The organism is Pseudomonas quercus (assembly GCF_012033695.1).
GTDB lineage: Bacteria > Pseudomonadota > Gammaproteobacteria > Pseudomonadales > Pseudomonadaceae > Aquipseudomonas > Aquipseudomonas quercus.
In genome coordinates this window covers 440,968-464,589 of sequence record NZ_JAAVJI010000001.1, presented here as the reverse complement: position 1 = coordinate 464,589, position 23,622 = coordinate 440,968, and the positions used below count along the sequence as shown (strand labels likewise).

Below are 23,622 nucleotides of genomic sequence, written 5' to 3'. Positions count from 1 at the left end.
GTGTGGGAACCGCCCTATGAACTCGATCGACTGGCAACGGGTATTGCTGGACAAGCAGACACTGGCGTTCCTATGGGAAGTCGCGGGGCGAACACTGCTGGCGTATGCCGTAGTGTTCGTATTCCTCAAAATTGCCGGGCGGCGCGGTGTCAGGCAGCTGTCACTGTTCGAATTGGTCGTCATCCTCACGCTAGGGTCAGCTGCAGGGGATGTCACCTTCTACGACGATGTACCGGTGCTGCCGGTTCTCACCGTTTTCCTGGTCATGACGCTGCTGTACCGCCTTACAACGTTCGCGATCGAGCGCAACCGGCGGTTTGGCGAATGGCTGGAAGGCAAGGCGATTCTGATCATCAAAGACGGTGCCTTCGAACGGGAAACCTTGGACAAGGCGAACGTAACCCACGATGAATTCCTGATGGAGCTGCGACTGCACGGTGCGGAACATCTGGGGCAGATTCGGCTGGCGTTCCTGGAGGTCAATGGTGACGTAAGCCTGTATTTCTACGAGCGCGACGAGGTGCGCCCAGGCTTGTCGATTCTCCCGCGCGCGTTCTGCACGCCTACCGAGCAGCCCACCGCCGGTGGCCTGTATGCCTGTGAGCACTGCGGGGCCGTAGAGCAACTGGCCGGTCACCAGCGGCTCGCCTGCCCGCGGTGCACGCACCGGCTGTGGAGCCCTGCCCTGACACGGCCCAGAGCCTGAACCCCGCTATAAGGTGTCAATATGCACGTAGTCGGCGCCCAGGGCCTGCGCCAACTGCTTGCCTTTACCCACGCGCACCGCGCCTAGCTCGATGTCTACCAGCAAGGTATCGCACCCCAGGCTATCGATCCCTTCCAAGCGTTTGACCCTGCCATCGGTGATCACCACGCAGCGCGCGCTGTGACCCTGCTGGCGCGTTAGCCAGGTGCGTGCCTCCCCCAGCGCCTGGTGCAAAGGGGTGCCCCCGCCCGCGCCTAGCTGATCAAGCCAGGGATGAAGCGCGGCAGAGGCTTTCACAGCATGCCGCTCCCAGCGGGCACCTGCACCGCTGGCGGTGAGCAGCGCCAGCCGGGCGCGTTGCCGGTAGGCTTGGTCAAACAAGGCCTGCAAAAACCCCTTGGCACGTGCCAATGCACCATTGCGGCGGGTAGAGGCGGACGTATCCACCACTACCAGCCATAACGGTGGCACCGGCGCCCGGCCGCTTTGCCAGCGCAGGTCCGCACGTGCCCTGGGCCGGCCCTTGGCAAAGGTAGGCACCCACGCAATGCGCTGGGACGGGTGCTGGCCACCCGTACGCCCACCTGAGGTACTTACGGCCTGTGTGCGCTTGGCCCCCGCTCGGCCGGAGTGAGGGCTCAGGACTTTTTTGGCCACCCCGGCAAGCCTGTGCGCGGGCCGGTGCTCACCGGCTGGGCGGGTAGTTGCCCCCAATCCCCGCTTTGCCCTTGCGCCTGCTCAGGCGGCTTTTCAGGTGCAGGGCCCTGCCCGCCTTGTGACGGCGGTGGCGGTGAAGGCGGTGCGGGCACCTGCCGACGATGACGCAACGCAAACTCTGCCACTGCGTCGATATCCGCGGCAGCGATATGGTCGCCACCGCGCCAGGCAGCGTGTGCACGGGCGGCGCGCAGCCATACAAGGTCTGCCCGCAGCCCATCGACGCCGGCCTGGTGGCAGGCCTCGCTAATGGTCTGCAAAGCGTCACTGTCCAGGGGCACCTGATTCAACCGGGCACGGGCCGCCTGGCAGCGCTGCGCAAGGCCGGTTTGCTCTGCCTGCCATTGGGCGCAGAAGGCTGCAGGGTCGCTGTCATAGGCCAGCCGGCGCAGAATAATGGCTTGGCGGTCTGCCGGTTCCGGGCGATGGTCCAGGGCTACGTTCAGGCCGAAACGGTCTAGCATCTGCGGCCGAAGCTCGCCTTCCTCAGGGTTCATGGTGCCGATGAGCACGAACCGGGCAGCGTGTTCGTGGGAGATGCCGTCACGCTCCACGCGGTTCACCCCGCTGGCGGCCACGTCCAGCAGCAAGTCTACAAGGCCATCCGGTAGCAGGTTCACTTCGTCCACATACAGCACACCGCCATCCGCCTTCGCCAGCACCCCAGGCGAGAATCGCACCTGGCCCTGGCCCAGCGCTGCGTCCAGGTCCAGCGTGCCGGCCACCCGGTCTTCACTGGCGCCCAGCGGCAGGGTCACAAAGGGCGCGCCGTCCAGCAGGTCGGCCAGCCCACGGGCCAAGGTGCTCTTGGCCATGCCACGTGGTCCCTCGATCAATACACCACCAATCTTGGGGTCGATGGCCGCCAGGTACAGGGCCAGCTTGAGCCGCTCAGCCCCTACCACGGCCGCCAGCGGATAATGAAACGCCATGTCAGCCCTCTTCTTCACTGTCCAACAGCAGGTCTTCCAAAGCCTCACGGTAGGCGCCCGGCTGTTGCCAGAGGCCACGCTGTTGCGCCTCCAGCAGGCGTTCGGTCATGTCTCGCAAGGCATCAGGGTTGTGTGCCTGTAGAAACGCACGTGTGTGTGCATCCAACAGGTAGGCGTCGGCCAGCAACGCGTATTGGTGGTCATCGATCAAGCCTGTGGCCGCATCGAAGCCAAACATATTGTCCAGGGTGGCGGCCATTTCGAACGCCCCTTTATAGCCGTGGCGTTTCACCCCTTCGATCCATTTGGGGTTGGCTGCTCGAGACCGGATCACGCGATTAAGCGCTTCCTTGAGGGTGCGGATGCGCGGCACATCGGCTTGGCTATGATCGCCGTGGTAACTGGCTGCTTCCTGTCCGCTTTGCTGCTGGACCGCAGCCAGCATGCCGCCCTGAAACTGGTAGTAGTCGTTGGAATCGAGCAGGTCGTGCTCGGTGTTGTCCTGGTTGTGCAGCACGGCCTGCACCGTACTCAGGCGCAGTGCCAGCGCCGGTCGCGCTGCCGTGCCCTCGTCGGCACCGCCATAGGCATACCCGGAATGGTTAAGGTAGGCGTCGGCGAGGTCGCTTCGCTCAGCCCATTGCTGTGATTCGATCACCCCTTGCACGCCCGCCCCGTAGGCGCCTGGCTTGGCACCGAACACCCGCCAGCCCGCCTGGCGGCGAGCCTCTTCGGCACCGGTGCCTGTAGCGATCAGCTGCGCGGCTTCACGCCGTACACGGGCGGCCAGGGGGTTCATGTCTTCAGGCTCGTCCAGCCCGGCCACGGCCTGGACCGCAGCATCGAACAGTTTGATAAGGTTGCCGAAGGCATCGCGGAAAAAGCCCGACACCCGCAAGGTCACGTCGACTCGCGGGCGATCCAGCAGGCTCAGCGGCAGAATCTCGAAGTCGTCCACGCGCTGGCTGCCGGTAGCCCATACCGGCCGCACACCCAGCAAGGCCATGGCCTGGGCAATGTCATCACCCCCGGTACGCATGGTGGCCGTGCCCCAGACCGATAACCCCAGGTTGCGCAAATGGTCCCCTTCGTCCTGAAGATGGCGTTCCAACACCAGGTTGGCGGAGGCAAACCCCAGGCGCCACGCCGTGGGGGTGGGCAGGTTGCGTACGTCCACGCTGTAGAAATTGCGGCCTGTGGGCAGTACATCCAGGCGGCCACGGCTAGGCGCACCACTAGGGCCTGGCGGCACGAAACGGCCTTGGAGGGCGGCAAGCAACGTGGCAATTTCTGCCGGGCCACAGGCGTCCAGCGTAGGGGCTACCTGGGCAACCAGGCCCTGGAGAACAGCCGCCGTGGTCTCCCAGGCCGGCTCTGGCGGGCAGGCCCAGTGACCGGCCAGGGCTTGCTCGATCACTTGGGTGGCCAACAGCTCCAGCCGCTCCCGGGTATCTCCAAGCGTTCGCCAAGGGCTGCTGTCCACATCGGCCAGCATAGCGGGGCGTGGCCCCTGCCACGGATCGCCAAAGGCACAGTCCAGAGGGTCGAACCCAAGGTTAAGCGCGGCAGCCAATGCCCTGGGCAAGCTGGCCTCAGCGCCCTTCCCCGTGCCCCGCGGCACGCGTAGCAAGGCGCTCAGGGTGTCAGTACGCAGGCGCCCGGCAGGCGACTCCCCGAACACATGCAAGCCGTCTCGGATCTGCGACTCCTTGAGGTCGCACAGGTAGGTGTCCAACCTAGGCAGCCACGCGTCGGCATCCTTCAGGGCGCTTTCCGCCAGCCCCAATTCGTGGTCGAGCCGGGTTTCACGCACCAGCGCCAGGATCTCGCCCTGCAGCTCCACGGCACGACGAGGGTCGAGCAACTGTGCTTCGTAATACTCGTCTGCCAGCCGCTCCAGGTCCCGCAGCGGGCCATAGCTTTCGGCCCGGGTCAGAGGCGGCATCAGGTGATCGATAATGACGGCTTGCGTACGGCGCTTGGCCTGGGCCCCCTCGCCCGGATCATTGACGATAAAAGGGTAGATATTGGGCAGCGGCCCTAGTAAAGCGTCTGGCCAGCAACTGTCGGACAGGCCAACGCCTTTCCCAGGCAGCCATTCCAGGTTGCCGTGCTTGCCCACGTGGATCACGGCATGGGCCCCGTAGGCTTGGCGCAACCAGAAATAGAAGGCCAGGTAGCCATGGGGCGGCACGAGGTCCGGGTCGTGGTACACCGCGCTGGCATCGAGCTGATACCCACGGGCCGGCTGAATACCTACAAAGGTGTTACCAAAGCGCAAGCCCGCCACCATCAAGCGGCCGCTGCGGAACATGGGGTCCGCCTGGGGGTGGCCCCAGCGAGTAATCACCGCGTCCTGGCAGCTGACCGGCAAGGCCTGGAAGGCGGCGGTATAGGCCTCCAGGCTCAGGCTCTGCCCACATGGGCGTTGGTCGTTCTGATCGAGGTCGTTGGTGACGCCTCCCAGCAACGCATGAATAAGGGCTGTACCGGTGTCAGGCAGTCCGCTGACCGGGTAACCCTGTGCCTGCAGGGCTTGCAGAATGTTCAAGGCGGCGGCGGGTGTGTCCAGCCCCACCCCATTGCCGATGCGGCCGTCGCGGGTAGGATAGTTGGCCAGGATCAACGCCACCCGCTTGTGGGCTGCGGGCGTACGGGCCAGGGCCACCCAACGGGCCGCCAATTGGGCCACAAAGGCCATGCGCTCGGGATGCGCGCGGTAACACACCACATCGCTCTGGCTACGCTCGCTGTGCCAGGCCAGGTCCTTGAAGCTGATTGGGCGGCTGATGATTCGCCCGTCCAGCTCCGGCAGGGCCACATGCATGGCCAGGTCCCGCGCACCCAGGCCTTGGGCACTGTCTTCCCACATCGGCTGGTTGTCCTGGGCACAGATGGCCTGGATCACGGGGATGTCGCGTCGCAGTGGGCGTTGCTTGGGTGCGTCCGGGCTGGCCAGCGCGAACCCCGTGGTGTTGATGACCAGCGCCGCCTCGACCTCGTCCATCCAGGCCTGTAACTGCGCCAGGCACTCTGGGTCCTTGAGGCTGGCTACCGCCACCGGCATGGGGTTCAGGCCGACATCGGCCAGCACCGTACAGAAGGTGTCGATGAACCCAGTATTGGCCGCCTGCAGGTGTGAGCGGTAGAACACCAGGGGCACTACGGGCGCTCCAGCGGCCCACCTGGCTTGCCACTGCTCAAGGGTAGCCGTGGCCACCCCTGGCTGGTACAGGCTGACACGGGGCAAGGCTGCCGGTGGCTGCCAGGGCATTGGCCGCTCAAGCACGCCCGGAAACAGCATGGCGGCCAGGTAGCCATACAGCGAATGGGCATTGCCCATGGCGCCCTGGCGCAGGTACTGCCAGAGGGTGTTGGCCACCTCGGCAGGCACCGTGCTCAGCGCACTCAGCTCGGGGTCTGGCCGGTCATCGCCCGGCACCATCACCAGTTGCACGCCCTGCTCGCCCAGCTGCAACAACTGCTCCACGCCGTAGCGCCAATAACTGGCGCCACCGTGCAACGACAGCACGATGAGCTTGGCATGGCGCAGTACGTTGTCCACGTACAGGTCCACAGAGGCGTGGTTCTGTACCTGCATAGGGTTGGCCAGGCGCAAGCTGGGGTAGTCTGCCGGCAAATGCCTGGCGGCTTCGGCCAGCAGCGCCAAATGGGAATCGCCGCTACACAGGATCACCACATCCGCTGGGCTCTGGCCCAGGTCGGCAATGCTGTCATCGGGAACGAAGCCACCGGGTTGGGTGCGCAGCAGGTGCATGGGGTCAGCCTTGCAACGCGGTGTTCAATTGAGCGCGCAACAGGTCGCCATCCAGGTTCTGGCCAATGAGCACCAAACGGCTTACGCGCGCTTCCCCTGCAGCCCAAGGGCGGTCGAAGTGGCGGTCGAAGCGGCTCCCTACGCCCTGCACCAGCAAACGCATGGGTTTGGCCGGGATAGCCGCAAAGCCCTTGACCCGCAGCACGTCATGGCGCTGCACGACGTCTCCCAGGGCCGCCATCAGTACCGCTTCTGGTGCTTCGGGTAGCTCAACCCAGATGGAGTCGAAGGCGTCGTGGTCATGGTCGGCTTCCTCGCCATCATGGTGCGTGTCGTGGTGGGTCAGCCGGCTGTCGATATGGGCTTCGGACTCGGCCCCCAAGCCCAGCAGCACTGCAATCGGCAACTGGCCGGCGCTGGCCTCTACCACTTTCACGGCGGCAGGCAGTTCTTCGCTTACCTCGGCACGTACGCGCTCCAGGCCCGCGGCGTCGATCAGGTCCACCTTGTTCAGGATCACCAGGTCAGCGCTTGCCAGCTGGTCTTCGAACAGCTCATGCAACGGAGATTCGTGGTCCAGGTTAGGGTCTTGCTTACGCTGGGCATCGACCGCATCCGGGAACGCCGCAAAGGTGCCAGCCAGCACCGCGGGCGCATCCACCACGGTGATCACCGCGTCTACGGTGCAGGCGTTGCGGATTTCTGGCCACTGAAACGCTTGCACCAACGGCTTTGGTAGCGCCAAACCGCTGGTTTCGATCAGGATGTGGTCCAAGGTGCCCCGGCGCTGTACCAGCTCGCGCATCACGGGGAAGAACTCTTCCTGTACCGTGCAACACAGGCAGCCATTGGCCAGTTCGAACACGCGCCCTACGGCCTCTTCTTCGGTACACCCGATGCTGCATTGCTTGAGCAGGTCGCCATCGATACCCAGCTCGCCGAATTCGTTGACGATCACGGCAATGCGACGGCCTTCGGCGTTGTCGAGCATGTGGCGGAGCAAGGTGGTTTTGCCCGAGCCCAGAAAGCCGGTAACGATGGTAACGGGAAGTTTGCTGAGCGTTTTCATGGGTGCCCCTGACACGACGGCGGACAGGCGCGAAAGCACTGCAGGCAAGGCCTGCGAGCAGGTTCGCACCGGATCACCCCGCCCGGTTGAATGGAAAAATCGGTACGAGGCAGGTCTCCTGGCTCACGGCGCCACAGGCCAAAGGCACTGTAGCGGCCTGGCGCCTTCCCGCGCAGCGCGCAGTGGCATCGGCCAAGCTTTTCCGTTCACAGTTGCGGGGGCAGCCGCGGCTTGTTACCGCGTTCCCATCTTAGCTTTGCCCGAGAAATCATTCCCAGTAAAGCACCTCGAACGGGCAAGCCTACGCAGTGCCGGGCGCAAGGTCAATCAAGGGTGGCGTGCGCCGTACACCCAGAGGCTGGCTGCACTGGCAGCCCAAAGAGCTTGTCGAACACCCACTGAAAGCCATAGGCATACACGAAGAAGAACGCGAACAAGCCCAAGTCAGCGAGAAAAGCGACGGCCAGCGTGACACCCAGCCCGTACGCCATGATGGGTGTGAGCATCACCACAAGGCCGCCCTCGAAGCCCACGGCATGCAACAGCCGCCTCAGGGGCGTACGTTCGCGCCAGCCACGGCGCCGCTCAAGCGCTTCGAACAGGTGGTTGAACACCATGTTCCAGGCCAAGGCTACGGCGCTGAGCGCCACCGATAGCACCGTAGAGTGCCCTATGCCTTGCCCGAACAAAACGGACAGCGCAGGCGCCACGAACACCAGCGCGCCGGCTTCGTACAACACGGCCTGAACGATCTTGCGGGGTATGCCTTGCATGACAAAAGCTCCTTGAACAGGGCATTGAGCTTCGTGGGTTGAGGCGGTGCGTGCAAGCCAGTAGATTTAAACCACCCTTAACGAGGCTAACCAGTGTTTGCTCAGCTTCCTCTCACTGCCCTGCGCGCTTTTGAATCCGCCGCTCGCCTAGGCAGCTTTGCCGCTGCGGCCGATGAGCTGAGCGTCACACCGGCGGCTATTTCCCATCAGGTCAAGTCCCTGGAGCAATGGCTGGGCACGCTGCTGTTCGAACGCACCGGCCAAGGCGTACGGCTAAGCGAAACCGGCCGGCGCCTTCAGGCCGGGCTGCACCAGGCATTCGTCGGGTTACACGCTGCTGTGCAACCACTCTTGCCAGACGAAGCGGCCAATACACTGGTTATTACGACCACCCCAGCGTTCGCCAGCTTGTGGCTGATTCCGCGACTGGGCGACTTCTACGCCCGTTGCCCGCACTTGAATGTGCGGGTCGAAACGTCGGATGCCCTGACCGACCTGGCGCGGGATGCGTCAGTACACCTGGCGATACGGGCCACCTTTCGCCCAGAGCCGGACCTGCACCAAGTCACGTTATTGGAGGAACATTTTGCCGTGTATACCCCCCACGGCTGGTCCCCCTCCGTGGCCCAGGCGCCGGTGCTGATTGAAATGCCTTGGGCCAGTAGCGTGCCTGGTACCCCGGACTGGCCTCAATGGTGCGCCCTCGCCCAACACCCGCATTGGCTGTCTCGCCCTGGGCGCCGCTCCTATGCCGATGAGCAGCATGGGCTGCTGGCCGCCATCTCTGGCCATGGGCTGGTGCTGGCCAGTGATGTACTGGTAGCAGACAGTGTGAATAAAGGGTTGCTGCAACCTTACCTGCCACACCTGCGCCTGCCTGCGGCGACCTATCGGCTAAGCTGCCTGCCTGGCCGGGAGCGACTGCCAGCGGTAAGGATGTTTATGGAATGGGCGCTGGATGTTGCGAAGGGGTTCCCGGCGTAATCACAGCAAACCATGGGCGCTTTGTTCCCAGGCTTGGGCTGGGCCTACAACAGGGTTCAGCGTTGTACCTATTGTTCGTGACTCGGAAAGACTCCCTTTCACAATCTGAATCATTGTGACTGATAGTTATCTTCGAACCATTCGATTCGTCGATAGTCCTGCGCCCCGCCATGATCCGCCCCATTCCTGATAAACAAACTGGGCGGGCCTCCTGTGGAACAGTCATTCAAACCTTTGCACTACCCTCTTGCTGTACTGGCGCTTGCGGTGCTTGCCGCCTGCAGCAAGGCGCCAGAGACCGCACAGGCGCCTCAGGCCCCCAAGGTGAGCGTGGCTGAAGTGCTGGACCAGCCTGTGAACGAGTGGGACGAGTTCACAGGGCGCCTGGAAGCACCTGAAACCGTTCAAGTGCGCCCACGCGTGTCCGGCCAGATTGATCGCGTAGCCTTTAACGAAGGCGCGCTGGTCAAGAAAGGTGACCTGCTGTATCAGATCGATCCCCGCCCGTTCCAGGCGGAAGTGAACCGCCTCGAGGCTCAGTTGCAACAGGCCCGCGCCAACGCTGCCAACAGCGAGAGCGAAGCCAGCCGTGGCGAACGCCTGCGCAGCGCCAATGCCATTTCAGCCGAACTGGCCGATGGTCGCAAAAGTGCCGCACTGGCTGCCCGTGCAGGTGTTGCAGCCATTCAGGCCCAGCTTGAGCTGGCCCGCCTGAACCTAAGCTTCACCCGTGTGGTTGCGCCCATCAGCGGCCGTGTGGGCCGTGCCGAGATCACTGCCGGCAACCTGGTAACGGCGGACAGCAGCCTGCTCACCAGCCTGGTGTCCACGGACAAGGTGTATGCCTACTTCGACGCCGACGAGCGTGCGTTTCTCAAATACAGCCAACTGACCCGCGAAGGCCGCGTGAATGACGCAGCGCCGGTGTACATGGGCCTGTCCAATGAAGACGGCGACACGCACCTGGGCCAGCTCAACTTCCTGGACAACCAGGTCAACCCGCAAACCGGCACCATTCGTGGCCGTGCAGTGTTCGATAACCGGAACGGCGACTACACCCCTGGCCTGTATGCTCGCCTCAAGCTGGTGGGCAGCGGTGTGTACGAAGCCGTGCTGATCAAGGACGAAGCCGTAGGCACGGACCTGGGCAAGAAGTTTGTGCTTGTGATGGACAAGGACAACAAGGCGACCTACCGCACGGTAGACCTGGGGCCCAAGCTTGAAGGCCTGCGTATCGTGCGCAGCGGCCTGGCCAAGGGTGACCGGATTGTGGTGAACGGCCTGCAACGGGTTCGCCCCGGCTCCACCGTAGACCCACAAACCGTGCCCATGGCCAGTGACCAGACCCTGGCTGCCCTGGCCAGCCAGCGCCAGGCGCTGGAGGCCAGCAACCCGCCCACCCCGCCTCATCAGCAGAACGTGGCCACCACTGCCACCTCTCGCGGCTAAAGGATCAGCGCCATGACCTTCTCAGGCTTTTTCATCAAACGGCCGATCTTTGCGGCTGTGCTGTCGTTGCTGATCCTGATCAGCGGCGCCATCGCCCTGTTCAAACTTCCTATCAGCGAATACCCGGAAGTGGTGCCGCCCACTGTGGTGGTGCGGGCCAACTTCCCTGGCGCCAACCCCAAAGTGATCGGTGAAACCGTTGCCTCGCCCCTGGAGCAGGCAATCACCGGCGTAGAGAACATGCTGTACATGTCCTCCCAGGCCACTGCCGATGGCAAGCTCACCCTGACGATCACCTTCGCCTTGGGCACCGACCTGGACAATGCCCAGGTGCAAGTGCAAAACCGCGTGACCCGCAGCGAACCCAAGCTGCCCGAAGAAGTGACGCGCATCGGTATTACCGTGGACAAGGCGTCTCCGGACCTCACCATGGTGGTGCACCTCACCTCGCCCGATCAGCGCTACGACATGCTGTACCTGTCCAACTATGCCGTGCTGAACATCAAGGATGAGCTGGCGCGCCTCAATGGCGTGGGTGATGTGCAACTGTTCGGGATGGGCGACTACTCCCTGCGTGTCTGGCTGGACCCGAACAAGACCGCTTCGCGCAACCTGACCGCCACGGACGTAGTGAATGCCATTCGTGAGCAGAACCGCCAGGTTGCCGCGGGCCAGCTGGGTGCACCACCGGCCCCCAATGCCAGCAGCTTCCAGCTGTCGATCAACACCCAGGGCCGCCTGGTGACCGAGGAGGAGTTCGAAAACATCATTGTGCGGGCCGGTGCCGATGGCCAGATCACTCGGCTGCGTGATATCGCCCGCGTAGAGCTGGGTTCCAGCCAATACGCCCTGCGCTCGCTGCTCAACAACCAGCCTGCGGTGGCGATACCGATCTTCCAGCGGCCTGGCTCCAATGCCATCGACATTTCCAACCAGGTGCGAAGCCGCATGGAGGAGCTCAAGCAAGGCTTCCCTGAAGGCATGGACTACAGCATCGTGTATGACCCGACCATTTTCGTGCGGGGCTCCATCGAGGCGGTGATTCACACCCTGTTCGAAGCCTTGATCCTGGTGGTGCTGGTGGTGGTGCTGTTCCTGCAGACCTGGCGCGCTTCCATCATTCCCTTGGCGGCTGTACCGGTGTCGCTCATCGGCACCTTCGCGGTGATGCACACCTTTGGCTTCTCACTCAATGCACTGTCGCTGTTTGGGCTGGTGCTGGCCATCGGCATCGTGGTGGATGACGCCATCGTGGTGGTGGAGAACGTGGAGCGCAACATCGAGCTGGGGCTGGAACCGGAGGCGGCCACCCATCAAGCCATGTCCGAAGTGACAGGGCCGATTATTGCTACTGCGCTGGTGCTGTGCGCCGTGTTCATCCCGGCGGCGTTTATCTCGGGCCTTACCGGACAGTTCTACAAGCAGTTCGCGCTCACCATTGCCATCTCCACGGTGATCTCGGCATTCAACTCGCTTACCCTCTCCCCGGCACTGGCTGCTGTGTTGCTCAAAGGTCACGACGCGCCTAAGGACCGCTTCTCGCGGATACTGGACCGGTTATTCGGCGGCTGGCTGTTCCGCCCCTTCAACCGCCTGTTCGAGAAGGCCAGCCATGGCTATGTTGGCACCGTGCGCCGGGTGATCCGTGGCAGTGGCATTGCATTGATCGTGTACGCAGGCTTTATCGTGCTCACCTGGTTTGGCTTCGCCCATACACCCACCGGGTTTGTACCGGCTCAGGACAAGCAGTACCTGGTGGCCTTTGCGCAACTGCCCGATGCCGCCAGCCTGGACCGCACCGAGGACGTGATCAAGCGCATGTCGTCCATCGCCATGGAGCAACCGGGCGTGGCCAATGCCATCGCGTTCCCAGGCCTGTCCATCAACGGTTTTACCAATAGCCCTAACAGCGGCGTGGTGTTCGTGGCCCTCAAGGACTTCGACGAGCGTACCGACCCGAGCGAGTCGGCGGCGGCCATTGCAGGCGCCTTGAATGGCAAGTACGCGGCTATCCAGGAAGCATACATGGCCATCTTCCCACCGCCGCCGGTCCAGGGGCTGGGCACCATTGGCGGGTTCCGGGTGCAGGTAGAAGACCGCGGCAACCTAGGCTATGACGAGTTGTTCAAGGAAACCCAGAACGTTATTGCCAAAAGCCGCAGCGTGCCGGAGCTGGCCGCGCTGTTCACCAGCTACACCGTGAATGTGCCTCAAGTGGACGCCAACATCGACCGTGACAAGGCCAAGACCCATGGCGTGGCTATCAGCGATATCTTCGACACCTTGCAGGTGTACCTCGGTTCGCTGTACGCCAACGACTTCAACCGCTTTGGCCGCACCTACCAGGTGAACGTGCAGGCAGACCAACGCTTCCGCCTGGATGCCGAGCAGATTGGCCAGTTGAAAGTGCGCAACGACCGTGGCGAGATGATCCCACTGTCTACCCTGATCAAAGTTGAAAACTCCGCCGGGCCCGACCGTGTGATGCACTACAACGGTTTCGTGACGGCTGAAATCAACGGCGCTGCTGCCCCAGGCTACAGCTCGGGCCAAGCGCAGGCCGCCATGGAAAAACTGTTGCGCGACGAGTTGCCCAACGGCATGACCTATGAGTGGACTGAACTGACCTACCAGCAGATTCTGTCGGGCAACACGGCACTCTTCGTGTTCCCGCTGTGCGTGCTGCTGGCCTTCCTGGTGCTAGCCGCCCAGTACGAAAGCTGGAGCCTGCCGCTGGCGGTGATCCTGATCGTGCCCATGACACTGTTGTCGGCCATTGCCGGGGTAATCATTGCGGGCAGCGACAACAATATCTTTACCCAGATCGGCCTGATTGTACTGGTAGGGCTGGCCTGCAAGAACGCCATCCTGATCGTGGAGTTCGCCAAGGACAAACAGCTTGAAGGCCTGGACCCACTGGCGGCCGTACTGGAAGCCTGCCGCCTTCGCCTGCGCCCCATTCTCATGACGTCCTTCGCCTTCATCATGGGTGTGGTGCCGCTGGTGCTCTCCAGTGGCGCTGGTGCTGAAATGCGCCATGCCATGGGTGTAGCGGTGTTCTCGGGCATGCTGGGGGTGACGTTCTTTGGCTTGCTACTCACGCCCGTGTTCTTCTTCCTCATTCGTCGTTTCGTGGAGCGCCGCCAGCAGAGGCGTGCTACCCACGGTGCTTCTGCTCGCCTGGAGACGCAGCCATGATGTCGCTGACCCGTTTCACACCGACCTTGCTGGTGCTGGCGCTGGCAGGCTGCGCTGTAGGCCCGGATTACAAGGCGCCTGCCTCGGCGCCGGCCAACCTGACTGAAGTGCCTCAGGGCGCTGCCCACTACGACCGTTCGCGATTCGAACGGCTGTGGTGGCAGCAGTTCGACGACCCTGCCTTGAACCAGCTTGTGACCCAGGCACTGGACGGCAACCGTGACCTGCGCGTGGCGTTCGCCCGTGTAAAGGCTGCGCGCGCCATCCGTGACGACGTGGCCAATGACAACCTGCCCGTGGTAACGGCCGGGGCCAGCAGCCAGGTAGGCCGAGGCCAGGTGCCGGGGCAGACTGACAAGCGCGTGAATGTCGAACGTTATGACCTGGGCCTGGACATGGCCTGGGAGGTGGACCTGTTCGGGCGGATTCAGCGCCAGCTGGAAGCCAGCGACGCACGGGAAGGCGCTGCCCAGGCACAGCTTGAGCAACTGCAGGTGACTATGATTGCCGACCTGGTCGACGCTTATGGGCAACTGCGCGGGGCTCAACTGCGCGAACGCATTGCACAGGACAATATCGCCAACCAGTCCGCTTCACGGGACATTACGGTAAAGCTGCGTGACCTGGGCGTGGGCGATTCCTTCGACGTGGTGCGCGCCGAAGGCCGGCTAGCCGGCGTTGAAGCCGCCATTCCCTTGCTGCAGGCTGAACAGGCCCGGGCGCGCCACCGGATCGCAACCTTGCTGGGCCAACGCCCGGATGCGCTAGCCCTCGACCTGGCGCCGCATCCGCTCCCCGCCATCGCCAAGGCCCTGCCGATCGGAAACCCCGGTGAGCTGTTGCAGCGCCGCCCTGATATACGTGCGGCGGAGCGTGAACTGGCGGCAGCCACTGCCAATGTGGGCGTGGCTACAGCAGACCTGTTCCCTCGCGTAAGCCTGAGTGGTTTTCTGGGCTTTACCGCCGGGCGCGGTTCGCAGATCGGGTCGGCCGCTGCTCAGGCCTGGAGCCTGGGGCCTAGCATCAGCTGGGCGGCCTTCGACCTGGGTAGCGTTCGTGCCCGCATCCGGGGTGCCAACGCCGATGCTGAGGGTGCGTTGGCCACCTATGAACAGCAGGTATTGCTGGCTTTGGAAGAGTCAGAAAACGCTTTTAGTGACTACGGCAAACGTCAGCAGCGGTTGGTATCCCTGATTCGGCAGAGCGAAGCCAGCCGTACTGCAGCCGAGTTGGCAAAGGTCCGGTATCAGGAAGGCACTGCTGACTATCTGGTACTGCTCGATGCGGAGCGGGAGCGGTTGGTGGCCGAGGATGCCCAGGCCCAAGGGGAAGTGGATCTTTACCATGGGGTGGTCGCGATCTATAAGGCGCTGGGGGGCGGGTTGAGTGATACAGGCCCCGGTGTGGCCCTTCGTTGACCTGAATGTATTGCTGATATTCGAGGGCTGTGCCCGCCCCGCCTTCTTTAGGAAGGGTGGGCCACCCCGCGAACCGAATGCACAGCCTGTTAGATAGGCGTCGCTTGGTCGTGGTCACCCAAGGGGGCGCCACGGTGGCCGCCGGCAATGCGCTTGGCTTCATCCACCGCAAATTTCAGGATTTCGCACGCAGGGCCCGGATCATCTTCCCGGCGCTTGGACTTGTGATTGAGTTCCTTGCCGTCGCTATCCATGACCCATATCTCGGACTGGTACTCGCGCTCCCCCAGTTGGCGCACTACCGCACGGATGCTGGTGCCGTTATCCAGCACTTCCGTATGTTCCTTGGGCGAATGATCGGCGCCCATCCAGTCTTCGTGTTCGTGTCCGTGTGCCATGAGGTTTCCCTATTGTCTGGGTTCTATCGGTATACAGAATGACCGATGGCCACAAGGATGGTTCACTGATGGCCTTTCAACTGGACGAGGGTGCGGCAACTGGGGAAAGCGCCATACGCAGTTTCTGCACAAGATCCTCTTCGCGGAATGGCTTCTGGACAATCAGGTATTCGTCGTCCAGGCCACCCACTTCGGCATAACCGGTGATGAATACCACCGGCAGCAGTGGGTAGCGCTCACGTGCTTCCCTGGCCAGCTCCGCCCCGGTTGCGCCTGGCATGGCATAGTCGGTCAATAGCACATCGACTTCACCGTCCAGCCGTTCCAAGGCCTGGGTGGCACTGTCTGCCTCCAGCACACTGTAACCCAGGGCGTCGAGCAGCATCGCTGTCACCTGCCGCACGTTGGAATCATCGTCGACCAGTAACACCCGATGGCGCAGGCCATCTGGCGGCAGCAATGTGTCGGCCTGTGTCACCTCAGGCAAGTTCAACCCTGGGGTACGCATGCCAGGCAGGTACACTTTTACGGCAGTGCCTTTGCCCACGGCGGTCTCGATGGCCACGCCGCCGCCGGACTGCTTCGCAAAGCCAAAAACCTGCGCCAAGCCCAGACCCGACCCCTTGCCCACGTCCTTGGTGGTGAAAAACGGCTCGAAGGCTTTGGCATGAACGTCTGGCGGCATGCCATGCCCGGAGTCCTGGATCGTCAGAACCACATAGTCGCCCGGTTCAGGATCTTCGGGGCGAGTGGCGGCCTGGGTAACGGTTTCGTTGGCCGTGATCAACCGCAGCGTGCCGCCATTGGTCATGGCGTCACGGGCGTTGATCGCCAGATTGAGGATGATCATCTCGGTTTGAGTGGCATCGACCAAGGCATTCCACAGCGCAGGGTCTTTCTCGGTTTCGATCCAGATACTGCCGCCCAGGGTGCGTTGAAGCAGGTCAAGCATCCCCGAAACGGTATCGTTGAGGCTGACGGCCGCCGGTTCCAGCCGTTGCCGGCGAGAGAAGGCCAGCAGTTGGCTGGTCAAGCGGGCGCCGCGCTCGGCGGCTTCCTGAATGCTGTGCAGGCGGCTGTCAAAGCGGGCGTAGTTGGCACGCCCCAGGTCCCGAATCAGGAAATTGGCGCTGGCCAGAATCACCGTCAGGAGGTTATTGAAGTCATGGGCCACGCCGGCGGTCAATTGCCCGACGGCCTCCAGGCGTTGCATCTGCTGCAACGCTGCCTCAATTCGCTCCCGCTCACGAATCTGCTCGCGCAGCCGGTCATTGGTAGCTGCCAGCTCATCCAGCACCATACGCTCGCTGGTGATGTCACGTGCGACGGCATACATCATTCCCTGGTCCGGCACGATCGTCCAGGATAGCCACCGGTAGTCCCCGTCAGCATGGCGCATACGGTTAACGAAGCGGCTGGAAACGATGCCGTCCGTGACCTTTCTGACTTCCTCACCTGTAGCACCTAGGTCATCCGGGTGCACCAGGTGCCACAGCCCCAGCTGTGACAAGGCGTCCCGAGGCCAGCCCAGGGTGCTTTCCCAGGCAGGGTTCAATGCCGCGGGCTGCATGTCGAAGTGCAGCACTGCCAGCAGCTCACGGGACAGTTCCCAGGTTCGGTCACGCTCTCGGGTGCGTTTCTGTACACGGTCGCCCAGCAGGTCATTCAGGCGCTCCAGCGACTCGGTCGCCTCTTTCTGCGTGGTGATGTCCTGCAACACGCCGCTGAACCGTACGCACGCCCCGTTCAGGAAATGGGACTGGCCGCTGCTGGCGAACCAACGCTCAGCGCCACTGGGCAAATTGACCCGGTACTCCACATGGTAGGTGTGATCCTGCCCTGCTTCGAGGGCTTCGTTCACCCTGCCAGTGACCTCAGCCAGGTCCTGCGGGTGGATGGTCGAATAGAACAGCGGCAGGGTAACAGATACGGTGGGCTCCAACTCGTACATGACGCGCATGCGCTCGTCCCAGTTCAACACCCCTGTACGGGGGTTCAGCTCCCACGTGCCCATGCGGGCCGCTTCGATTGCTATGCGGGCGCGCGCCTCGGCCTCATGCAGGTTAAGCTCGGCCAACTCTCGCTGCCGACGCTCGTGAACCTCTGCCAAGGCACGCTTGACAGCGGTTGGCAGCAAGGGAAGGCTTTGCTTGAGTACGTAGTCTGTGGCGCCTTGGCGCATCATTTTTACGGCGTGCTCTTCACCGAACACACCTGAGATGAAAATGAACGGGACTTGAGGTGAAATTTCACGCGCAATGCCCAGCACCTGTTCGCCCGACGAGCCTGGCAGCACCACATCGCTGAGCACCAGGTCGAATGTGTGCGCCCGCATCATATCGGCCACGTTACTGTGGTGGTGGACCAGGTATGGCTCGAATTGCAGCCCGCTGCGCTCCAGGGCAAACAGTGTAAGCTCGGCGTCGCGATCGCTGTCTTCTATGAGCAACAGCTTGAGTGGCGCAGGGGTGGGCACGGGGCAATATTCTCGGCGTAGGGCGGCAGGTCAGTTCACAGGGCGCCGCTTAAGGCGCAGCGAACCTGGCGGTGGCTCGTTCAGTACTGCCCAGAAAATACCCAGGTCTGAAATGGCGGCCACGAACTCCTTGAATTCGACCGGCTTCACTACGTAGGCGTTCACTCCGAGGGAATAAGCGCTGGTAAGGTCCGGCTCTTCCCGGGAAGAGGTCAGCATCACAATAGGAATGCTGCGCAGCCCCTCATCGGCCCTTACGGCTTTAAGCACTTCCAGCCCGTCCACCTTGGGTAGCTTCAGGTCCAAAAGCAGCACTGCCGGGTTACCCTCCGGGCGGTCGGCGTAGTGATTGCGACGGAACAGGTAGTCCAGCGCTTCGGCACCATCGCGGTGCACGATCACTTCGTTGGCCAACTGGCTTCGCTCCAGCGCAACCAGGGTCAATTCCAGGTCGCGAGGGTTGTCTTCCACCAGAAGAATCGGTTTGAGCATGTCTTACCTCTTGAATAAATGCGGGGGCCGTTTCTATTGCTTGTCTGGCAGGGCAAAGTAGAACGTCGCCCCTTTGCCGAGCACGCCTTCGGCCCATACCCGTCCCTGGTGGCGCTCAATGATTCTGCGCACGCTGGCCAGGCCGATCCCGGTACCTTCGAATTCTTCCATGCGGTGCAGGCGCTGGAATACCCCGAACAGTTTGCCGGCATAGGCCATGTCGAACCCGACGCCATTGTCCTTCACATAGATGACCGTCTCGCCAGTCTGCTCCCTACGCAGGGCGCCGACTTCAATAACTGCCGCTTCCTGTTCCCGCGTGTACTTGATGGCATTGGACAGCAGGTTGCGCAACGCCAGGTGCAGAAAAGCGGCATCACCCAGCACAGCAGGCAACGGCAAGATGTTCCAGACAACGGTACGGCCCTCGTAATCGGGCACCATTTCTTCCCGGATAGCCTCAACCAAAGCGCCCAGGTTGACGTCCGAATGCCGTAAGGCAGCACGCCCCATCTGCGAAAAGCTCAACAGGTTGTCCACCAGCGTGCCCGCAAAGCGGGCAGAGTCGCTGATGTGCTCAAGGAAACGCAGCCCTCGATCAGACAGCTTGTCACCATCGAAATCTGTCAGCAGCTCGGTGTAACCGGCGATGTGCCGCAGGGGGGCTCGCAGGTCATGGGACACGCTGTAGGAAAAGGCTTCCAGCTCCTTGTTGGACTTCTTCAATTCACCTGCCATGGCCGCCAGCTCTTCGGCCTTGCGCAGCACGATCCCCAACACCGCCGTACGCAGCTCGACCACGGCCTCTACCGCCAGAGGGTCCCAGGGCTTGGAGAAACCCCTGACCTCTTCCTGCCACTGCTCGAAACTGTTGCGCGGGCTGAGCGCGCCACTTGGCGCCACGCTCTTTTCCGGGCGCCCTGCCCAGTTGACGGTGCGGGCCTGTTCCGGCCTGAACCAGATCAGGTAATGGTTATGGATCTTGGAAATGGCAACGGCCAGCAACCCCGCAGCGTGCTCAGCAATGGCGCAGTGGCTGGGCACATCCCGGCCTACGTTGTCGCTATGGAACACATCATCGGCGCCTTCGCGACCCAGCCAATGGACTAGCGCTTCGATCGCCGGCTGAGGCGGCGTTTGCCCGACGAGTTCACAGCGGCCTTCACTGATGATGGCAGCACCTGCAGCCTCCACAAAACCCAGGAAGGTATCAGGCACTGTGAGCAGGCCCTCTGGCACACTGTCGCGGTCCGCCATTGCAGAGAGCAGTTGCACCACGTGCTGACGAAGGCCCAGCAACCGTTGAGTGTCAGCATGGGCCTCTCGCGCTTCGATCTGTAAAGACAACACATTGCCTAACAGCTCACAGGCCGTGCGCACCTGTACATCGACCCTTCGTGTATGAGCATGATGACAAGCGATCAACCCCCACAGCTTGCCACGCACCACGATGGAGATGGACATGGAGGCCTGCGTGCCCATGTTGCGCATGTACTGAAGGTGAACTGGCGAAACGCTTCGTAATGCCGAATAGCTCAGGTCCAGCGCTTGGGACGTTTTTGGGTTCAGGGCCGGCACGATTCGAGACGGCGTATAATTGGCACTCTCGATCACACGGATGCGATTGGTGGAATACAGTGCGCGAGCCTGAGCGGGGATGTCGCTGGCTGGAAACGACAAGCCCAGGTAGCTGTCGTAGCCCTCCTCTCGCTCCTCCGCCAGCACAGAGCCGCTGCCAGTGGCGTCGAAGCGGTAAGCCATGATCCTGCCAAAGCCTGTAATGCGACGAACCTCGGCGACTGCACGGCGGCACAGGCCCTGAACATCTTCCAGGTCCTGGAGTTCAGCGACAAAAGAGCGCACAAGGGGGTAGAGCTGGCCATAAACGGCTGTCACGTCCGAAGCGGGTTCAAACTCCGCGATCAACACCGAATCCCAACGGTGCAGCAACATGGCATAGGGGCCGTGCTGGCTTGGGGTAGCGAATGTGACGTCACCCAAGTGAAACGGATGCGGATCTGCTGCAGGCAACGCGGCCAAACGAGCCTGAAGGAGCTCAGGCGCGGTGATCAGCTCGGTCAGGCTGCGGCCCAGCAGATGAGGCGGTGACACCTCCAGCCAGGTTTCGACGTTTTCGCTGACCTGCAGCACGTGGAAGCTTAAAGGGTCCACCACCAGCAGGAAGCCATGGGGCTGGATGCTTCCTGGAATCTGGATCGGCTCTTGTGCGCATTGCTCGATGGCGGCGGCAAGGGCCTGTTCCGATTCACGTATGGTCACTGCATGCTCCGGGGCAACGGCACTGATAAATTGGACAATACCTTAACAGACTTGTACAAAAACCTGCACAGGTCGAAGGTTCAATTTGCCGTTGTAGGGCCAAAAAAAGCCTTTATATAAAACTTGGCCCAAAAGGCCTGCGCCTTGAGCATGTTGGATCCTCCGTTCATATAGGCTTATTGATGACGGAAGTAAGGCTGGCTAATGAGAGGTGCGACTCCGATCTATTTTAGGCCTGTTCGCATCCAGTGTTGTCAAGGGCTTGGAAAAGACCTGCCACGACACAGGTGGCAGGCCTAGCATTGGAACGACTACAAAATCGGTTTCCCGCCAGTTACGCCAAAGCGAGTGCCAGAGATGTAGCTGGACTCGTCTGATGCCAGCATGACGTAGATAGGCGCCACTTCCACAGGTTGGCCTGGCCGCCCCAGAGGCGTTTGCGAGCCGAATTCAGCGACCTGGTCTTCAGGCATGGTGGCGACGATCAGCGGTGTCCAGATAGGGCCAGGTGCAACGCTGTTGACCCGGATGTTCTTCGGCCCCAGCATCTGGGCAAGGCCAGCACTGAAGTTGGAGATGGCGCCTTTGGTGGCCGCGTAAGCCAGCAAGGTGGGCGTGGGGTTGTCGGAGTTCACGGACGAGGTATTGATGATGGAACCCCCAGCTTTCATGTGGGGTACTGCCGCCTTGCAGATACGGAACATGGCTGTAATGTTCACATCAAATGTGCGAACCCACTCCTCGTCCGGAATCTCCTCCAGGCTTTCGTGGGTCATCTGGAAGGCGGCGTTGTTCACCAGCACATCGATACGGCCGAACTCGGCCACGGCCTTGTCTACCAGGGCGGTGCAGGTGTCTTTCAAGGAAAGGTCTCCTGGCACCAACACGCACTTACGCCCGGCCTCTTCCACAATACGCTGCGTGTCCTGTGCGTCTTCATGCTCATTCAGGTAACCAATGACCAGGTCGGCGCCTTCGCGGGCGAAGGCGATCGCCACAGCGCGGCCGATACCGCTGTCACCACCGGTGATCAGGGCGACTTTACCCTCCAGGCGTCCTGAGCCTTTGTAACTGGTTTCACCGCAATCCGGCAGTGGGTCCATCTTGGCCTGGCTGCCTGGAACAGGCTGAGGCTGCTTGGGGAATGGTGGGGTTGGGTACTGTTTCACTGCGCATCTCCCATGGTCGAGTAATAGGGTTGCGACTACCTGGGAAGCTGCACGGTTCATTTGGATTTCCGCCACCCCACCTTCGGACACACCGCCGGCGCCTGCCGGAAACACTCGTGTTTTGTCCATGCCCTTGCCAGCAAGCAGAAGGGTGTATATATTCTTGGCCTGACGCCGATAATGCTTCTGCTTCAAGGGTTTATCGGCATCGCTCCACCATAGCGCTACCGCCCGAATGGCGAAATTGGTAGACGCAAGGGACTTAAAATCCCTCGCCCTTTGGGCGTCCCGGTTCGACCCCGGGTTCGGGCACCATCGTGATTTCCAGGGTTTCATGGCCTTTTAGAACGCTCTAGACCATGCGCTTTCGGTCCGCAAAAACCATTTGGTCCGCAATTATCCTTTCCGGCGCTTCTTGCTAGTCCCCTGCTCTTCTTAAGCTATAGGATGCAGGCTCCGCTATATGAGCCTGAGGGTTAACTGTGCACGCCTGAAGAAGAACACTTCGTACCCTTCTTGCCTGAATGCCTCTAGCCGGCTAAACAGCCGATATTGCAAATTCAGCGATTCCCATAGGTCGACCCCATTATCAACCCCTATCGCTAAGCGCACGGCCCGATCCCTCTGCGGAAATGGACTGCTCGGTACAGGGTCTAGGTCAAGTCATGCAGGTCTCGCTGAAGTGCCTGGCTCAAAGACCATTCAGAAAATCTTGCTTTCAAACCCTGCCGTTGCGGTGTGCAGCACATAGGGCCAACTAGGTAGCTTTGGGCCTTGGGAAAGGAAGCAAGCCTGAGCAATGGCCAAGTCACCCCGTCTGTTGAATACTGCAAACGTAATACACCATCGCAAATGGTTAAGCGAAGCCAAAAATCGTTCGGGTTTCCAATGAAGTAGCCAGGCGCCCAGTCCGACTGACCTTTGGTCAGGACGCTACCGATCATTGGCCTTCCATCACTTATTTCCACCCCCGCCTTGAGCCAGGTCTCCTGATCGAGCCTGAGCATAATGCCCGCTTGATCATAAAGCTCACGAAAATCGGCATTGATTCTGACCTGAGCTGTAAAGTTTCCTGTAGTGGGAAACCCTAAGAAATGCCCGCTGTCACGTACGAATCCATAATGGGTTTCACGCCAAAAGTCACTCTGGACGTCGGTAACTATCTCCAAGGAGCTATCAGTCAGGACCTGGTAAAAGTTTGGTTTATTCAGCCAGTGAGCCGCTTGCCACATTGCCCCCTCAACGTTCTGAGAGACTGCTTCAACCTGTTTCTTATCCACTATAACCACTCCATTGACAGTTGGAGTGCAGAATGAAATCACACCCTTCACATGACCTCTAGCCTTGAAGGCTGTATTGGGAAGAGGTAGGTAGCTTTTTTGCGGATATTCGGCTGCCAAGTGCCGTGAGGGCGCTATTCGATGGTTGCCATGCTGCTGAGCCTGCAGTGCAGCCGTGGGACGTGCAAATATTCCCAGCGCCAAGGACTGCCCCAAACGGCTTGCCGGAAAAATCCGCCACAATAAGAAAAGCCCCGCAAACCTAAGGTCTGCAGGGCTTCAATAATGGAGGCCGAGGTCGGAATCGAACCGGCGTAGGCGGATTTGCAATCCGCAGCATAACCACTTTGCTACTCGGCCTCAAAACACCCAACAGTAAACTGCCTGATGTTAAAACTGGAGCGGGAAACGAGACTCGAACTCGCGACCCCGACCTTGGCAAGGTCGTGCTCTACCAACTGAGCTATTCCCGCATCGTGTTGACGGGCGCCATTCTATCGAAA

The 23,622-nt window shown here is 61.5% G+C and carries 16 protein-coding genes, 3 tRNA genes and 1 riboswitch; of the genes, 6 read left to right on the top strand and 13 right to left on the bottom strand.

Annotated elements, in window-relative coordinates; genetic code table 11:
* Nucleotides 1–16 precede the first annotated feature (16 nt).
* On the top strand, nt 17–706 hold the full coding sequence (locus HBH25_RS02030) for a DUF421 domain-containing protein (RefSeq protein ID WP_168080980.1): 690 nt from the start codon (nt 17–19) through the stop codon (nt 704–706).
* 6 nt (nt 707–712) lie between these two features.
* On the opposite strand, the gene HBH25_RS02025 is transcribed toward HBH25_RS02030, so the two are convergent.
* The 5 genes from HBH25_RS02025 to HBH25_RS02005 all read right to left on the bottom strand — a co-directional run bounded on the left by HBH25_RS02025 (nt 713) and on the right by HBH25_RS02005 (nt 7,975).
* On the bottom strand, nt 713–1,255 hold the full coding sequence (locus HBH25_RS02025; protein ID WP_168081443.1) for a VWA domain-containing protein: 543 nt from the start codon (nt 1,253–1,255) through the stop codon (nt 713–715).
* A gap of 89 nt (nt 1,256–1,344) precedes the next feature.
* Nucleotides 1,345–2,355, bottom strand: a complete 1,011-nt coding sequence (locus HBH25_RS02020) for a magnesium chelatase ATPase subunit I (protein ID WP_168080978.1) — start codon at nt 2,353–2,355, stop codon at nt 1,345–1,347.
* A 1-nt stretch (nt 2,356) separates the two neighbouring features.
* Nucleotides 2,357–6,133: a cobaltochelatase subunit CobN gene (cobN, locus tag HBH25_RS02015; protein WP_168080976.1), complete on the bottom strand. Its 3,777-nt coding sequence runs from the start codon at nt 6,131–6,133 to the stop codon at nt 2,357–2,359.
* A gap of 4 nt (nt 6,134–6,137) precedes the next feature.
* Complete coding sequence (cobW, locus tag HBH25_RS02010) at nt 6,138–7,202, bottom strand: cobalamin biosynthesis protein CobW (protein WP_168080974.1); 1,065 nt, start codon at nt 7,200–7,202, stop codon at nt 6,138–6,140.
* Between the two features lie 91 nt (nt 7,203–7,293).
* A riboswitch (cobalamin riboswitch) is annotated at nt 7,294–7,507 on the bottom strand.
* An 18-nt stretch (nt 7,508–7,525) separates the two neighbouring features.
* The gene (locus tag HBH25_RS02005) at nt 7,526–7,975 is read right to left on the bottom strand and encodes a PACE efflux transporter (RefSeq protein WP_168080972.1); all 450 of its coding nucleotides are present in this window, start codon (nt 7,973–7,975) and stop codon (nt 7,526–7,528) included.
* A 93-nt stretch (nt 7,976–8,068) separates the two neighbouring features.
* Between HBH25_RS02005 and HBH25_RS02000 the strand changes: the two genes are divergently transcribed.
* The 4 genes from HBH25_RS02000 to HBH25_RS01985 all read left to right on the top strand — a co-directional run bounded on the left by HBH25_RS02000 (nt 8,069) and on the right by HBH25_RS01985 (nt 15,024).
* Entirely contained in the window at nt 8,069–8,959 is an 891-nt protein-coding gene (locus HBH25_RS02000) for a LysR substrate-binding domain-containing protein (protein ID WP_168080970.1), read from the top strand.
* Nucleotides 8,960–9,172: 213 nt separating this feature from the next.
* The gene (gene mexE, locus HBH25_RS01995; protein ID WP_168080968.1) at nt 9,173–10,408 is read left to right on the top strand and encodes a multidrug efflux RND transporter periplasmic adaptor subunit MexE; all 1,236 of its coding nucleotides are present in this window, start codon (nt 9,173–9,175) and stop codon (nt 10,406–10,408) included.
* A gap of 12 nt (nt 10,409–10,420) precedes the next feature.
* A complete protein-coding gene (locus tag HBH25_RS01990) occupies nt 10,421–13,606 on the top strand; it encodes an efflux RND transporter permease subunit (RefSeq protein ID WP_168080966.1) in 3,186 nt (1,061 codons plus the stop codon).
* A complete protein-coding gene (locus HBH25_RS01985) occupies nt 13,606–15,024 on the top strand; it encodes an efflux transporter outer membrane subunit (RefSeq protein WP_168081441.1) in 1,419 nt (472 codons plus the stop codon). The genes HBH25_RS01990 and HBH25_RS01985 overlap by 1 nt, the downstream gene beginning before the upstream one ends.
* Nucleotides 15,025–15,113: 89 nt before the next feature.
* Here HBH25_RS01985 and HBH25_RS01980 read toward each other — a convergent pair whose 3' ends face one another.
* From HBH25_RS01980 to HBH25_RS01960, 5 genes are all read right to left on the bottom strand, one after another.
* Nucleotides 15,114–15,422, bottom strand: coding sequence for a hypothetical protein (locus HBH25_RS01980; RefSeq protein ID WP_168080964.1), 309 nt, complete (start codon nt 15,420–15,422; stop codon nt 15,114–15,116).
* Between the two features lie 76 nt (nt 15,423–15,498).
* Nucleotides 15,499–17,898 carry a response regulator gene (locus HBH25_RS01975; protein WP_168080962.1) on the bottom strand — a complete coding sequence of 800 codons (2,400 nt, stop codon included), beginning with the start codon at nt 17,896–17,898 and terminating at the stop codon, nt 15,499–15,501.
* A gap of 30 nt (nt 17,899–17,928) precedes the next feature.
* The gene (locus tag HBH25_RS01970) at nt 17,929–18,390 is read right to left on the bottom strand and encodes a response regulator (protein ID WP_168080960.1); all 462 of its coding nucleotides are present in this window, start codon (nt 18,388–18,390) and stop codon (nt 17,929–17,931) included.
* Between the two features lie 33 nt (nt 18,391–18,423).
* On the bottom strand, nt 18,424–20,664 hold the full coding sequence (locus tag HBH25_RS01965; RefSeq protein WP_168081439.1) for an ATP-binding protein: 2,241 nt from the start codon (nt 20,662–20,664) through the stop codon (nt 18,424–18,426).
* A 317-nt stretch (nt 20,665–20,981) separates the two neighbouring features.
* On the bottom strand, nt 20,982–21,839 hold the full coding sequence (locus tag HBH25_RS01960; protein ID WP_324616851.1) for an SDR family oxidoreductase: 858 nt from the start codon (nt 21,837–21,839) through the stop codon (nt 20,982–20,984).
* Between the two features lie 229 nt (nt 21,840–22,068).
* Here HBH25_RS01960 and HBH25_RS01955 point away from each other — a divergent pair.
* Nucleotides 22,069–22,154: transfer RNA gene (locus tag HBH25_RS01955), tRNA-Leu, on the top strand.
* Nucleotides 22,155–22,492: 338 nt separating this feature from the next.
* Here HBH25_RS01955 and HBH25_RS01950 read toward each other — a convergent pair.
* From HBH25_RS01950 to HBH25_RS01940, 3 genes are all read right to left on the bottom strand, one after another.
* Nucleotides 22,493–23,071: a DUF1349 domain-containing protein gene (locus tag HBH25_RS01950; RefSeq protein ID WP_168081435.1), complete on the bottom strand. Its 579-nt coding sequence runs from the start codon at nt 23,069–23,071 to the stop codon at nt 22,493–22,495.
* 334 nt (nt 23,072–23,405) lie between these two features.
* Nucleotides 23,406–23,479: transfer RNA gene (locus HBH25_RS01945), tRNA-Cys, on the bottom strand.
* A 37-nt stretch (nt 23,480–23,516) separates the two neighbouring features.
* Nucleotides 23,517–23,592 (bottom strand) — tRNA-Gly (locus HBH25_RS01940).
* Nucleotides 23,593–23,622: the final 30 nt, after the last annotated feature.